The following is a 13,781-nucleotide window of genomic DNA, read 5'->3' as shown; positions in this document are numbered from 1 at the left end:
GATGAATGCAGCCGAAGCCACCCCAACCCTGGTGCGGACCGAGCGGCGCGGCGGGGTGATGGTCATCACCCTCGACGACCCGCCGACGCGCAATTCGCTGACCAACCCGCTGCGCGCGCAGCTTGGCGCGGCGGTGGCCGAGGCCGAGGCCGACCGCTCGGTGCGCGCGGTGCTGGTCAGTGCCACCGGCCCGACCTTCTGCGCCGGCGGCAACCTCGAATCCATCCGCGACGACAGCGCGCCATGGAACGTGCACCAGCGCTTCCGCCGCTTCACCCAATGGCTGTTCCCGCTGATCTGGCTCGACCGCCCGGTGGTGATGGCGGTGCAGGGCCAGGCGGTGGGCGGCGGGCTCGGCCTCGCGCTCACCGGCGACCTGCTGGTGGCTGGCGAGAGCGCGGTGTTCATGGCCGGCTTCTTCCGGCTCGGCGTGATTCCCGACATCGGCGTGATGTACCACCTGCCGCGGCTGATCGGCATGGCGCGCGCCAAGCGCTTCCTGTTCGAGAACGCCACCATGACGGCGCGCGAGGCGCATGAGATCGGCCTCGTCGCCCATGTCGTGCCCGACGCCCAATTGCAGGAGGAGGCCTTCGCCCGCGCCGAGCGCCTGGCCGCCGGGCCGACCGCGGCGATGGGCCTGGGCAAGCAGTTCATGGCCCGCAGCTTCGAGACCAGCATGGTGGACATGTTCGGCTATGAGGGGCTCGGCCAGATCCTCGCCATGACGCATCCCGAGTTCCGCGAGGGCATCGGCGCGATGATCGACAAGCGCAAGGCCGATTTCCCCGGCGCGGCGCAGGGGGGCTGAACCGGGATGGACGACACCGAGGTGGGCTACGTGCCCGGCCCCCGCGCGCTGTTCGGCCAGGCCGAGCTGCGCCGGATGATGCATCCGCGATCCGTCGCCGTGGTCGGCGCCTCGGAGACCCCGGGGTCGTTCGGGCGGCGCACCATCGAGAACCTGGACATCGGCTTCCCCGGCCGCATCCTGCCGGTCAATCCGCGCTACCGGGAGATGTTCGGCCGGCCCTGCTACGCCTCGCTCGAGGACCTGCCCGAGCCGCCGGACTGCGTCATCCTCACGGTCCCGCGCGAGCATGTCGAGCCGCTGATCGAGCGCGCCGCGGCGATCGGCGCCGGCGGCGTGATGCTCTACAGTTCGGGCTATGCCGAGGTCGGGCGGCCGGAGCGCGTCGCCGCGCAGCGCCGCCTCGCCGAGATCGCCGCGCGCACCGGCCTGCGGATCCTCGGGCCCAATTGCGCTGGCATCGCCAACCTGGCGCTGCCGGCCGGCCTGACCTTCATGCCGAAATTCTTCGAGATGCGGCGGGTCTGCGGCCCGGTCGGGCTGGTCTCGCAGAGCGGCGCGCTCGGCTATGTCGTGCTGCAGGCGATGGAGCGCGGCATCGGCTTCTCGCACTACCTCACCGCCGGCAATTCCTGCGACGTCGATGTCTGCGACCTGGTGAACTACCTGGTCGAGGAGGAGCGGACCCGGGTCATCGCCTGCATGCTCGAAGGCGTGCGCGACGGGGCGCGGCTGCTCGCCGCGGCGCAGGCGGCGCTGCGGGCGGGCAAGCCGCTGGTGGTCTACAAGCTCGGCGGCAGCGAGATCAGCCGGCAGACCGCGATGTCGCACACCGGCACGCTGGTCGGCGCCGACGAGGCCTATCGCGCCGCGCTGCGCCGCGCCGGGGCGGTGATCGTGGACCATTGGGAGGAGGTGCTGGAGACCGCCACCCTGTTCGCCCGCGCCGGCGGCCCGCGCTGCCCGGGCGTCGGCGTCATGGCGCCCTCGGGCGGGGCGGCGGTGATGGCGGCGGACGAGGCCGAGCGCGTCGGCCTGTCGCTGCCGCCACCGCAGCCGCAGACCTCGGCGCGGCTCGAGGCGGTGATCCCGGAATTCGGATCGAGCGCCAACCCGAGCGACATCACCGCCGAATCGGTCAAGGACGTGACCATGTACGGCACCTGCATCCGCGCCTTCGCCGAGGATCCCGGCTATGGCGCGGTGGTGGTGCCGATGATGTCGGTGCACCTGCCCGGCGCGGTGGAACGCGCGCACTACATGGCGAAGCTGGCGCCGGAACTGCCGGTGCCGCTGTGCGTGGTGTGGCTGAACGAGTGGCTGCAGGGGCCGGGCAGCGAGATCTACGATGGCTGCGAGAACCTGCCGACCTTCCGGACCATGGCCCGCTGCATCACGGCGCTGGCGCGCTGGAACGCCTATCATGCCGGGCGGGCGGAATTGCTGCGCGACGACGCGCCGGCCGCCGCCCCGCCCGGCGCCGCGGCGACGGCCCGCGCCGTGCTGGCCGCCGCCCCGCCGGGGCGGACCCTGGGCGAGCGCCTGTCGAAGGAGGTGCTCGCCGCCTACGGCATCCCGGTGACGCGCGAGGTGCTGGCGCGCGATGTCGAGGCGGCGGTCGCCGCGGCGCGCGGGATCGGCTTCCCGGTCGCGCTCAAGGCCGATTCGCCCGACATCCCGCACAAGACCGAGGCCGGCGTGATCCGCCTGGGCATCGGCGACGAGGCCGCGCTGAGGGCCGCCCATGCGGCGATCCTGGCGGCGGCGGCGCGCGTGCCCGGGGCGCGGGTCGAGGGCGTGCTGGTGCAGCAGATGGCGCGGCCGGGGGCGGAGATGATGGTCGGCGCGCGGCTCGACGCGCAGTTCGGCCCGCTGATCACCTGCGGCTTCGGCGGCGTGGCGGTGGAGGTGACGCGCGACGTCGCCACCGCCCTCGCCCCGGTCGGCGCGCGCGAGGCGGGGGCGATGATCGCCTCGCTGCGCGGCCATCGGCTGCTGACCGGCTACCGCAACCTGCCCGCCGCCGATACCGGGGCGCTGGCGGAGATCGTCGGGCGGCTGTCGCGGCTCGCTTGCGACCTCGCGGACGAGATCGAGGAGATCGACGTGAACCCTGTCATCCTCGGCCCCGGCGGGGCGCTGGCGGTGGACGCGCTGGTGGTGCGCCGCGCCGCGGCGGGCGCGCCATGATCGGCGCCGCGCTGCCCGACGAGGCCACCGCGCGGGGCTGGCGCGAGGCCGGCTGGTGGGCCGGGGTCACCATCCTCGACGCGCTGGCCGAGGCGGTGCGCCGGACGCCGGGCAAGACCGCCGTGGCCGCCCCCGGCGGGGTAAGCATGACCTATGCCGAGCTCGACGCCGAGGCGGGGCGCCTCGCGGCGGGGCTGGCGGCGCTGGGGGTGGGGCCGGGCGACGTGGTGGCGCTGCAGCTGCCCAATTGCGCCGAGTTCGTCTGCCTGCACCTCGCCGTCAGCCGGCTCGGCGCGGTGACCAACCCGCTGCTGCCGAACTACCGGACGAAGGAGCTGGACTACATCCTGCGCCATGGCGGGGCGAAGGTGGCGGTGATCCCGCAGCGGCACCGCGGCTTCGACTATCCGCCGATGTATGCCGCGCTGGCGGCCGGGCTGCCGGGGCTGCGCGCGGTCGTGGTGGTGGGCGGCGAGGCGCCGGGCATGGTCGGCTTCGCGCAGCTGCGCGCCGGGGCGGCGGCGGCCCCGCCGCCGGCGCGGGTGGACAGCGGCGAGATCACCGCGCTGATCTTCACCTCGGGCACCGAATCCACGCCCAAGGGCGTGATGCACAGCCACGACACGACGATGTACGCCACCCGCACCATGGCGCGGGTGGTCGGGCTCGGGTCCGATGACGTGGTCTGGATGCCCTCGCCGATCGGGCATGGCAACGGCTTCCTGTGGGGCATGCGCCAGGCGCTGACCATCGGCGGCACGCTGGTGCTGCAGGACGCCTGGGACCCGGAGGAGGCGCTGCGCCTGATCGAGACGCATCGCTGCACCTTCACGCTCTGCGCCACGCCCTTCGCGGCGATGCTGGTCGAGCAGCCCTCGGCCGCCAGCCGCGACCTTGCCTGCTTCCGCATCTTCGCCACCGCCGGGGCGCCGATCCCGCGCCATCTCGGGCCGCTGGCGCGCGAGCGCATCGGCTGCACGCTGATCGGCATGTGGGGCATGACCGAATGCTTCGTCGGCACCGCCTCCCCCCCCGATGACCCGGATGAGCGGCTGTGGGGCACCGATGGGCGGGCGATGCCGGGCATCGAGGTCGCCATCTTCGACGAGGACCGCCAGCGCATCCTGCCGCCGGGCGAGGTGGGGGAACTCGCCACCCGCGGCCCGCATGTCGCGCTCGGCTACCTCAACGACCCGGAGCGGACGCGCCAGACCTTCACCCCGGGGGGCTGGCTGTTCACCGGCGACCTCGCGGTCCTCGACGCGGCGGGCTACATCCGCATCGCCGGGCGGCGCAAGGACATCATCAACCGCGGCGGGCTCAAGGTCAGCGCCAGCGAGGTCGAGGAGATGCTGCTGCTGCACCCTTCGGTGCGCGAGGTGGCGGTGGTCGGCGTGCCCGATGACCGGCTCGGCGAGAAGGGCTGCGCCTTCGTGGTGCCGCGCGGCGATGCCGCGCCCGACCTCGCGGCGTTGGTGCGGCACTTGGAGGCGCGCGGGGTCGCTAAATACAAACTGCCCGAATTTCTCACGCTGGTTCCGGAACTGCCGATGACGTCGAGCGGCAAGGTGCAGAAGTTCGTGCTGCGCGAGCGTTTCATGCGCGAGCATGGGCAGGCGGGCGGATCGGCGTGATCTCCGCCGGGCGCCAAAAACCGGCGCGAGGCGGATGCGCGGGACCGGCGCGGAATGATCGCAACCAGAGGAACGGACAGGAGCCGCCCATGACCATAGACCGGCGCAGCCTTCTCAAGACCGCGGCGGCGGCCAGCACCGCGGTCGCCCTGCCGTGGCGCAGCGCCAAGGCGCAGGCGGCCAACACCGTCAAGCTCGGCCTCATCATCGACATGTCGGGCACCTACCGCGACATCACCGGGCCGACCTCGATCGCCGCCACGCGGCTCGCCATCCAGGAATTCGCCGGCCGCGGCATTAATGTCGAGCTGGTCTTCGGCGACCACCAGAACAAGCCTGATGTCGGCGTGGCCATGGCGCGGCAGTGGCTGGACCGCGACGGCGTGGACGCGCTGATCGATGTCGGCACCTCCTCGGTGGCGCTGGCGGTCAACGAGGTCTGCCGCGAGCGCAACAAGGTCCATCTCAACAGCTCAGCGGCGACCACCGACCTCACCGGGCCGCGCTGCTCGCCCAACACCGTGCACTGGACCTACGACACCTGGATGCTCGCCAATTCCACCGGCGGGACCATGGTGCGCGCGGGCGGCGACAGCTGGTTCTTCATCACCGCCGACTACGCCTTCGGCCATACGCTGGAACAGCAGACCGGCGGCTTCGTGCGCGCCGCAGGCGGGCGCGTCGTCGGCTCGGTCCGCACGCCCTTCCCCGGCACCACGGATTTCTCCTCCTTCCTGGTGCAGGCGCAGGCCTCGCGCGCCAAGGTGATCGGGCTGGCCAATGCCGGCGCGGACACCATCAACTGCATCAAGCAGGCGGCCGAGTTCGGCATCACCCGCCGCGGCACCAAGCTCGCCTCGCTGCTGATGTTCGTCTCCGATGTCCATGCGCTCGGCCTCGAGGCGGCGCAGGGCCTGGTGCTGACCGAGACCTACTACTGGGATCTCAACGACCGCACCCGCCGCTTCGCCGAGAAGGTGCGCGCGATCACCCCCGTCAACCTGCCCGGCATGGGCCATGCGGGCTGCTATTCCGCCGCGACCCACTACCTCAAGGCGGTGGCCGACATGGGCGTGGCGGCGGCCAAGGCGAGCGGCGCGGCGGCGGTGGCGCGGATGAAGGCGATGCCGACCGACGACGACTGCTTCGGCCCTGGCTCGATCCGCGCCGACGGGCGGAAGCTGCACCCGGCCTATCTGTTCGAGGTGAAGAAGCCGGAGGAAAGCCGCGGCGCCTGGGACTACTACAAGCTGCTGCAGACCACCGCGGCGGACCAGGCGTTCCGGCCGCTGGCCGAGGGCGGCTGCACGCTGGCTTAGCTGGCCTGCCAGGAGAATCGCGGCGCGGCGGCCAGCGACCCCGGCCGCCGCACCGGATGCCCCGATGGCGGGCACGCCCCGGGGCAGGCACTGAGAGCGGAAACAAGAAGGACTGACTGCCATGAATCACATTGCGCCCGGTTCAGGCGCCGGAACACCGGCCCATGGCGGCGATTTCGACGCGATCGTCATCGGCGCCGGCTTCTCCGGCATGTATCTGTTGCACCGCCTGCGCGACCAGCTCGGGCTGTCGGTGCGGGTGCTGGAGGCCGCGGACGGCGTCGGCGGCACCTGGCACTGGAACCGCTACCCCGGCGCGCGCTGCGATTCCGAGAGCCATTCCTACTGCTACTACTTCTCGAAGGAACTGCTCGAGGAATGGGAGTGGTCGGAACGCTACCCCACCCAGCCCGAGATCCTGCGCTACCTCAACCACGTCGCCGACCGCTTCGACCTGCGGCGCGACATCGCGCTCAACACCCGCGTCAGCGCGGCCCGCTTCGACGAGGCGGCGAACCTGTGGCAGGTGACGACCGCCGAGGGCCGGACGCTCAGCGCGCCCTTCCTCATCACCGCGGTCGGCTGCCTGTCGGCCGCCAATGTGCCGAAGATCCCGGGCCTCGGGGATTTCGCCGGCCAATGGTACCACACCGGCGAATGGCCGCAGGAAGGCGTGGACTTCGCCGGCAAGCGCGTGGGCCAGATCGGAACCGGCTCCACCGGCATCCAGGCGGTGCCCGTGATCGCTGAGACCGCGGGCCATCTGTGGGTGTTCCAGCGCACCGCCAACTACAGCGTGCCCGCCCACAACGCCCCGCTGTCGCCCGAGGCCAAACGCTGGATCCGCGAGCACCGCGAGGATATCCGGGAGGTGATGACCACCAACACCAACGGTCATCCCTTCCATATCGAGGACCGCTCGGCGCTCGCGGTGAGCGAGGAGGAGCGCCAGCGCCTGTATGAGCAGGCCTGGGCCAAGGGCGGGCTGCAGTTCCGCGCCACCTTCCGCGACCTGCTGACGGACAAGGCGGCGAACGACACCGCCTCGGAGTTCCTGCGCGCCAAGATCCGCTCGATCGTGAAGGACCCGAAGACCGCGGCGATCCTGTCGAACATCGACCACCCCTATGCGACCAAGCGCCCGCCGATCGACAGCGGCTATTTCGAGGCCTTCAACCGCGACAACGTCACCCTGGTCGATCTGCGCGCCGCGCCGATCGAACGCATCACGCCGCGCGGCATCAAGACGAAGGATGCGGAATATCCGCTCGACATCATCGTCTTCGCCACCGGCTTCGACGCGCTGACCGGGCCGCTGCTGCGGATCGACGTCCGCGGCCGCGACGGCCGCACCCTGCGCGATGCCTGGGAGGCCGGGCCGGTCAACTATCTCGGCCTGCAGGTGCCGGGCTTCCCCAACATGTTCACCATGACCGGGCCGGGCAGCCCCTCGGTGCTGTGTAACATGCCGGTGGCGATCGAGCAGCACGCCAACTGGATCGCCGATTGCATCGCGGGAATGCGCGCGAAGGGACTGAGGCGGATCGAGGCGCGGCCCGAAGCGGCGCAGACCTGGGTGCGCGACGTGAACGCCGCGGCCGAATCGACGCTGCTCCCCGAGGCCGGCAGTTCCTGGTATCTCGGCGCCAACGTGCCGGGCAAGCCGCGCGTCTTCATGCCCTATGCCGGCGGCATGGCGCAGTACCGCGCGATCTGCGACGAGGTCGCGCGCAAGGACTACGAGGGCTTCGCCCTGTCCGCCTGACGGCAGGCCGGGCGGCGGGCGCGTCCCGCCCGCCGCCCGCGCCCCCGGTTCAGGTCGGCTCCATTCCGGCCTTGGCCATCAGTTCGCGGTTGACCGCCAGTTCGCGGCGGATCCGCTCGACCAGCGGCGCCTCGCCGATCTCGGGCGGCGCCATGCCCTGGGTGGCCATGAAGGCCCGCACCGCCGGATCGGCGAAATGCTCCGTCAGGGCGCCGCGGATGCGCTCGATGATCGGCGCCGGGGTGCGCGCCGGGGCCTCCACCGAATACCAGGTGGTCGAGATGAAGCCGGGGAAGCACTTCTCGATGAAGGTCGGCACATCGGGCAGTTGCTCGGTCCGCGCGGCTGTGGGCACCGCCAGGGGGCGCAGCCGCCCGGCCTCGATATGCCCCTTGCAGGCACCGAGCAGGGCGAACATGCAGTCGGTGCGCCCGGCGATGGTGTCGGTCATCGCCGGCGGCGAACCCGCATAGGGGACGTGCAGCATCTCGATGCCGGCGCGATTGCAGAGGTCGAGCATCGCCATGTGCGCGGTGGTGCCGACGCCCCAGGTGGCATAGGAGATCGACTCGGGCCGCGCGCGCGCCGCCGCCAGCAATTCCTCAAGGCTGTTCCAGCGCGGATTGGCGACCAGCAGATAGAGGCTGTCGCAGACCTGGGTGATGTGCGTGAAGTCGGTGATCGGGTCGTAGCCTGGGTTGCGCAGCGCCAGCGGCGTCAGCGTGAAGGTGGAGATGGTGCCGAGCAGCAGCGTCAGCCCGTCCGGCCGCGCGCGGGCGACGTAGCGCGCCCCGATCGAGGTCGAGGCGCCGGGCTTGTGGTCCATGATGAAACTGCCGCCCAGGCGCGCCTGCAGCCCGTCGGTCACGATGCGCCCGATCACGTCGGAGGCGCCGCCCGGCGCATAGGTCACTACCAGCGCGACCGACTGCCCGGCCGGATAGGGCGCCTGCGCCTGGGCGGCCGGGGCGGCAAGGCTTGCCGCCCCGGCCGCCAGCGCGCCGCGGCGCGTGATGTTCGTCTGTCGCATGGTCATGCTCTCGCTTCCTCATCCGATCGTTCGGAGCCGGCGGCCCGCAGCGCCCGCGGCTCATGCCGGCTCGACGCCGGCGCGGACCATCAGCTCCCGGTGCAGCGCCAGTTCGCGCCGGATGCGGGCGAGCAGCGGGCCCTCGCCGATCTCCGGCGGCAGCATCCCCTGGGCCGCCATGAAGGCCTGCACCGCGGGATCGGCGAAGTGCCGGGCGAGCGCGTCGCGGATGCGCACCACGATCAACGCCGGCATGCCTGGCGGCCCCTGCACCGAATACCAGACGGCCGAGACGAAGTCGGCAAAGCCCTTCTCGATGAAGGTCGGCACGTCGGGCAGTTGCGGCGGCCGCGTCGCGGTCGGCACGGCGAGCCCGCGCAGCCGCCCGGCCTCCATGTGCCCCTTGCAGGCGGCGAGCAGCGCCGGCAAGCAGTCGGTGCGCCCGGCGATGGTGTCAGTCATCGCCGGCGGCGAGCCCGCATAGGGGACGTGCAGCATCCGCACGCCCGCGCGGCGGCACAGATCCTCCATCCACAGATGCGAAGTGGTGCCGATCCCCCAGGTCGCGTAGGAGATCGACTCCGGCCGCGCCCGCGCTGCGTCGAGCAGCGCCTCAAGGCTCGGCCAGCGCGGATTGGCCGCGAGCAGGAACAGGCTCTCGCAGGCCTGGGTGATGCGGGTGAAGTCGTTGATCGGGTCATAGCCCGGGTTCCGCATGGTCAGCGGCGTCAGCGCGAAGGTCGAGACGCTGCCGAGGAACAGCGTGCTGCCGTCCGGCCGCGCACGCGCGACATAGCGCGCGGCGATCGAGGTCGAGCCTCCGGTCCGGTGCTCGAGGAAGAAGGTGCCGCCGAGCCGCTCCTGCAGCCCCTGTGTGACGATCCGCCCGATGACGTCCGAGGCGCCGCCCGGCGCTAGCGCCACCACCAGGGCGACGGACTGGCCGGCGGGGTAGGGCGCCTGAGCGCGCACCGACGGGGCGGCGAGGCTCGCGCCGGAGGTGAGAACCGCGCGGCGGCGGGTGATGGTCCCATATGCCATGACGGCTTCCTCCTGCCTTGCTTGCGGCGCGAGAGCGCCGGACCCCGTGCCGCCGGCCTCAGCCCTGGCGGGCGGCGATGCGGGCGAGGATCGGCCGCCAGCGCTCCGCCTCGACCTGCATGAACGCGCTGAATTCAGCCGGCGTGCTGCCGGTGAGGAATTGCGCCTCGTCGGTCAGGCGCCGCTCGATCCTCTGGTCGCGCAGCGCCTCCACCGTGGCGCCGTGCAGGCGGTCGATCACCGGCTGCGGCGTGCGCGCCGGCGCCACCAGGCCGAACCAGCTCTGCGCCACCAGGCCCGGCGTCACCTCGCCGAAGGTCGGGATCTCCGGCGTCGTGGGCACGCGCCACTCGCTGGTCCAGCCGAGCAGCCGCCCCTGCCGGTTGCGATAGACCGGCAGCGCGGTGCTGCCGGCGACCACCATCAGGTCGAGGTTGCGCGCAAGGAAGTCGTTGAGCTGCCCGGCATCGCCGCGATAGGTCACGTCCTGCATCTGCAGGCCGAGCCGTTCGAGCACCATCAGCATCGCCATGTTGGTCAGCGTGGTCGGGCCGTTGGTGCCGTAGGTGATCTGCCTCGGCCGCGCCCGCGCCGCCGCCACCATGGCGGCGATGTCGGCCGGCCCGTCATGCTGGGCGATGATCGCGAAGGGGAAGGTCGAGACCAGCGAGATCGGCGCGAAATCCGCCACCGCATAAGGCAGGTTCGGCACGATCACGGGATTGATGGTCAGCGTGGTGCCGGCGGCCATCAGCAGCGTTTGGCCGTCCGGCCTGGCGCGGGCGACCGATTCGGCGCCGATCACGGTATTGCCGCCGGGACGGTTCTCGACCAGCACGGTCTGGCCGAGCAGCTGGCCCATGCGCTCAGCCAGCAGGCGCGTGACGACATCGGTGCTGCCGCCGGCGGCGAAGGGCACGACGATGGTGACCGGCCGCTGCGCGCCGCCCTGCTGGGCCAGCGCCGTGCGGCCCAGGCCCGGGCCTGCCGCCAACGCACCCATGCCGGCGGCAAGACGGCGGCGCGTAAAGGACAGCGAACCCATCTGCTTCCTCCCCATTTTCCCTTGTTCTTCTTTGCCCTGGGTGCGGGTCCGGCCGTACCGCCATCGCCCCGCCCCGCGGCGCATCATCGCGCTTCCGGCCGGCGACGGCCGGCGCGCAGCAGGCTAGGCGCCAACCGTCTCCGCCACCTCCAGCCGCGCGAGCAACTGCCGCGGCCGCACCTGCTCGCCTTCCGCGACACGCAGCTCGACAACCTTGCCGGCGGCCGCCGCGGTGACCGCGAGGTGCATCTTCATCGCCTCGAGCACCAGCAGGGCCGCGCCCTTCTCCACCTGCTCCCCCGCCGTGACCTTCACCGCTACGACGCGCCCGCTCATCGGCGCCAGCACCTCGCCGCCCGCCGCCCCGTCCTGCAGCCGCGCATCCGACAGCGGCGCCGGCTCGAAGCGCAGCACCCGCCCGCCGAGGTCGAGCAGCAGCGCCTCACCGTCGAAGGCGTGGCGGGCCGTCGCCTGCACGGGACCGATGCGGAAGCGCAGCCGGTCGCCCTCGCGCGCCAGCAGCGCCACCGCCAGCCCCAGCGCGTCATCGCCCGGCGGGGCGGCGCCCTCGCCCAGGCTGACCGCGAGATGGCCCTCGGTGCGCGCGATGCGGGCATGGCGCAGCGTCTCGCCATGGCGCAGCCGCAGCGGCCGGCGCATCCGCCCCGCGCTCCACCAGCCCTGCCCGGCGCCCTCGCGCCCTTCCAGCAGCACCGCCGCCAGCGCCCAGGCCGCGTCGTCCGGCGGCGGGGCCGGCGGCATGGCCAGGCGATGGTCCACCCAGTCGGTGGTCGCCTGCCCCCCGGCGAAGACCGGGTCGCGCAGGATGCCGAGCAGGAAGTCGCGGTTGGTGGTCGGCCCCAGCAGCGCCAGTTCCTCGAGCGCGCGCACCAGCCGCCGCCGTGCCTCCTCGCGGTCGCGGCCATGGGCGATGACCTTGGCGAGCATCGGGTCGTAGAAGGCCGTCACCTCCTGCCCCGCCAGGATGCCGGCATCCACGCGCAGCCCCGGCCCCGCCGGCGGGTCGAAGACCAACACCGGGCCGGTCTGCGGCAGGAAGCCCTGGCGCGGATCCTCGGCATAGAGCCGCGCCTCGATGGCGTGGCCGCGCAGCGCCACCTCATCCTGCGCAAGCGGCAGGCGCGCCCCTGCGGCGACCTCGATCTGCAAAGCCACCAGGTCGAGGCCGGTGACGCATTCGGTGACCGGGTGCTCGACCTGCAGGCGCGTGTTCATCTCGAGGAACCAGAAGGCGCCCTCGGCGTCGAGCAGGAACTCCACCGTGCCGGCCCCGACATAGCCGACAGCATGGGCGAGGCGCACCGCCGCCTGCCCCATCGCCGCGCGCAGCGCCGGGTCCACCGCGGGGGAGGGCGCCTCCTCGATGATCTTCTGGTGGCGACGCTGCACCGAGCAGTCGCGCTCGCCCAGATGCAGGCAGTTGCCATGGGTGTCGGCGAAGACCTGCACCTCGACATGGCGGCCCGACAGCACGGCGCGTTCAAGGATCAGTTCGCCGTCGCCGAAGGCGGATTGCGCCTCGGCCGCCGCGAGGGCGAGGGCGGGGGCGAGGTCGGCCTCGCGCTCGACGAAGCGCAGCCCGCGCCCGCCGCCGCCGGCCGCCGCCTTGACCATCAGCGGCAGGCCGAGACCGCGCGCCACCGCAAGGATGCCCGCCTGGTCGAGGCCGCGGCATTCGAGCCCGGGCAGGCAGGGCACGCCGGCCGCCGCCGCCCGTTCCTTGGCCTCGCGCTTGTTGCCCATGGCCTGGATCGCGGCCGGGGGCGGGCCGATGAAGGTCAGCCCCGCAGCGATGCAGGCCGCGGCGAATTCCGCGTTCTCGGCCAGGAAGCCGTAGCCCGGATGCAGCGCGTCGGCGCCGGTCAGCGCCGCCGCCTCAAGCAGCCGCGGCACCGAGAGGTAGGATTCGCCCACCGGCGCGGGGCCGATCTCCACCGCCTCGTCGGCCAGGGCGACATGCGGCGCGCCGGCATCGGCGGCGCTGTGCACCGCCACCGTGCGATAGCCCAGCGCGCGCGCGCTGCGGATGATGCGCGCGGCGATCTCGCCGCGATTGGCCACCAGGATCTTGGAGAAACGCGCCACCGGCGCCCCCTATGCCTCGCCGGCCCAGGCCGGGCGGCGTTTTTCCAGGAAGGACCTTGTGCCCTCGATGCCCTCCTCGGTGGTGACGCAATCGGCGAAGACCTCGGCGGCGAATTCGATCATCGCCGCGTCGTCGAGCAGCGATGCGGCGTTGAGCACCCGCTTGGTGCCCGCCAGCGCCCCCGGCCCGCAGCGCCGCACGGCGCGCTCGATCTCGGCGAGGCGCGCCTCGATCGCCGCATCGTCCTCGCACAGGTGATGCGCGAGGCCGAGCGACGCCGCCTCCCGCCCGTCGATCCGCGCGGCGGTCAGCGCAAGCCGGCGCGCCTGCGACAGGCCGAGCCGCCGCACCACATAGGGGGCGATCTGCGCCGGGGCGACGCCGATGCTCGCCTCCGGCATGGCGAATTGCGCGTCGGGCCGCGCCAGGGTGATGTCGGCCGCGCAGGCAAGGCCGAAGCCCCCGCCCATCGCCGCCCCCTCGACCACCGCGACGACCACCTGCGGCGCGTGGTTGACGGCGCGGAACAGCTCCCCGCCCAGGCGGTTGCGCTCGCGCGCCGCGACGCGCGGATCCGCGGCCTGGTCGTGCAGGCTCTGGTCGCGCTCGCGCATGTCGCCGCCCGAGCAGAACCAGCCGCCGGCGCCGCGCAGCACCACCAGCCGCACCGAGCGGTCATCGGCCAGCGCCGCGAACAGCGCGCGCATCTCCCGGTTCAGCGCGGCGCTCATGGCGTTGCGGCGTTCCGGCCGGGTGAACAGCACGTCGAGCCGCATGCCGCGGCGGGCAAGCGCCAGCGCCTCATGCTGGCCGGTGGCGATCTCCATCTCTCGTCTCTC

General features: G+C 72.7%; 10 protein-coding genes. 5 read left to right on the top strand and 5 right to left on the bottom strand.

The window, feature by feature from the left end:
- Window position 1 precedes the first annotated feature (1 nt).
- The 5 genes from BLR02_RS23175 to BLR02_RS23155 all read left to right on the top strand — a co-directional run bounded on the left by BLR02_RS23175 (window position 2) and on the right by BLR02_RS23155 (window position 7,719).
- The gene (locus tag BLR02_RS23175; RefSeq protein ID WP_090664810.1) at window positions 2-811 is read left to right on the top strand and encodes an enoyl-CoA hydratase/isomerase family protein; all 810 of its coding nucleotides are present in this window, start codon (window positions 2-4) and stop codon (window positions 809-811) included.
- Window positions 812-817: 6 nt separating this feature from the next.
- Window positions 818-3,001, top strand: a complete 2,184-nt coding sequence (locus BLR02_RS23170; protein ID WP_090664809.1) for an acetate--CoA ligase family protein — start codon at window positions 818-820, stop codon at window positions 2,999-3,001.
- Window positions 2,998-4,635 carry an AMP-binding protein gene (locus BLR02_RS23165; RefSeq protein ID WP_090664808.1) on the top strand — a complete coding sequence of 546 codons (1,638 nt, stop codon included), beginning with the start codon at window positions 2,998-3,000 and terminating at the stop codon, window positions 4,633-4,635. The genes BLR02_RS23170 and BLR02_RS23165 overlap by 4 nt, the downstream gene beginning before the upstream one ends.
- Before the next feature lie 89 nt (window positions 4,636-4,724).
- Window positions 4,725-5,954 (top strand): ABC transporter substrate-binding protein, encoded by a 1,230-nt coding sequence (locus tag BLR02_RS23160; RefSeq protein ID WP_090664807.1) that lies wholly within the window; start codon window positions 4,725-4,727, stop codon window positions 5,952-5,954.
- Between the two features lie 121 nt (window positions 5,955-6,075).
- Entirely contained in the window at window positions 6,076-7,719 is a 1,644-nt protein-coding gene (locus BLR02_RS23155; RefSeq protein ID WP_090664806.1) for a flavin-containing monooxygenase, read from the top strand.
- A 49-nt stretch (window positions 7,720-7,768) separates the two neighbouring features.
- Here BLR02_RS23155 and BLR02_RS23150 read toward each other — a convergent pair whose 3' ends face one another.
- The 5 genes from BLR02_RS23150 to BLR02_RS23130 form a co-directional block, all read right to left on the bottom strand.
- Entirely contained in the window at window positions 7,769-8,755 is a 987-nt protein-coding gene (locus BLR02_RS23150) for a Bug family tripartite tricarboxylate transporter substrate binding protein (RefSeq protein ID WP_090664805.1), read from the bottom strand.
- Between the two features lie 54 nt (window positions 8,756-8,809).
- Window positions 8,810-9,790, bottom strand: a complete 981-nt coding sequence (locus BLR02_RS23145) for a Bug family tripartite tricarboxylate transporter substrate binding protein (RefSeq protein ID WP_090571726.1) — start codon at window positions 9,788-9,790, stop codon at window positions 8,810-8,812.
- 58 nt (window positions 9,791-9,848) lie between these two features.
- Entirely contained in the window at window positions 9,849-10,835 is a 987-nt protein-coding gene (locus BLR02_RS23140; RefSeq protein ID WP_176849756.1) for a Bug family tripartite tricarboxylate transporter substrate binding protein, read from the bottom strand.
- A 123-nt stretch (window positions 10,836-10,958) separates the two neighbouring features.
- The gene (locus BLR02_RS23135) at window positions 10,959-12,941 is read right to left on the bottom strand and encodes an acetyl/propionyl/methylcrotonyl-CoA carboxylase subunit alpha (protein ID WP_090664804.1); all 1,983 of its coding nucleotides are present in this window, start codon (window positions 12,939-12,941) and stop codon (window positions 10,959-10,961) included.
- Between the two features lie 9 nt (window positions 12,942-12,950).
- A complete protein-coding gene (locus BLR02_RS23130; RefSeq protein ID WP_090664803.1) occupies window positions 12,951-13,769 on the bottom strand; it encodes an enoyl-CoA hydratase/isomerase family protein in 819 nt (272 codons plus the stop codon).
- Between the last annotated feature and the right edge of the window lie 12 nt (window positions 13,770-13,781).

The sequence above is a fragment of the Belnapia rosea genome, assembly GCF_900101615.1.
In the GTDB taxonomy this organism is placed as follows: Bacteria; Pseudomonadota; Alphaproteobacteria; order Acetobacterales; family Acetobacteraceae; genus Belnapia; species Belnapia rosea.
This window is presented reverse-complemented; position numbering and strand designations above follow the sequence as displayed.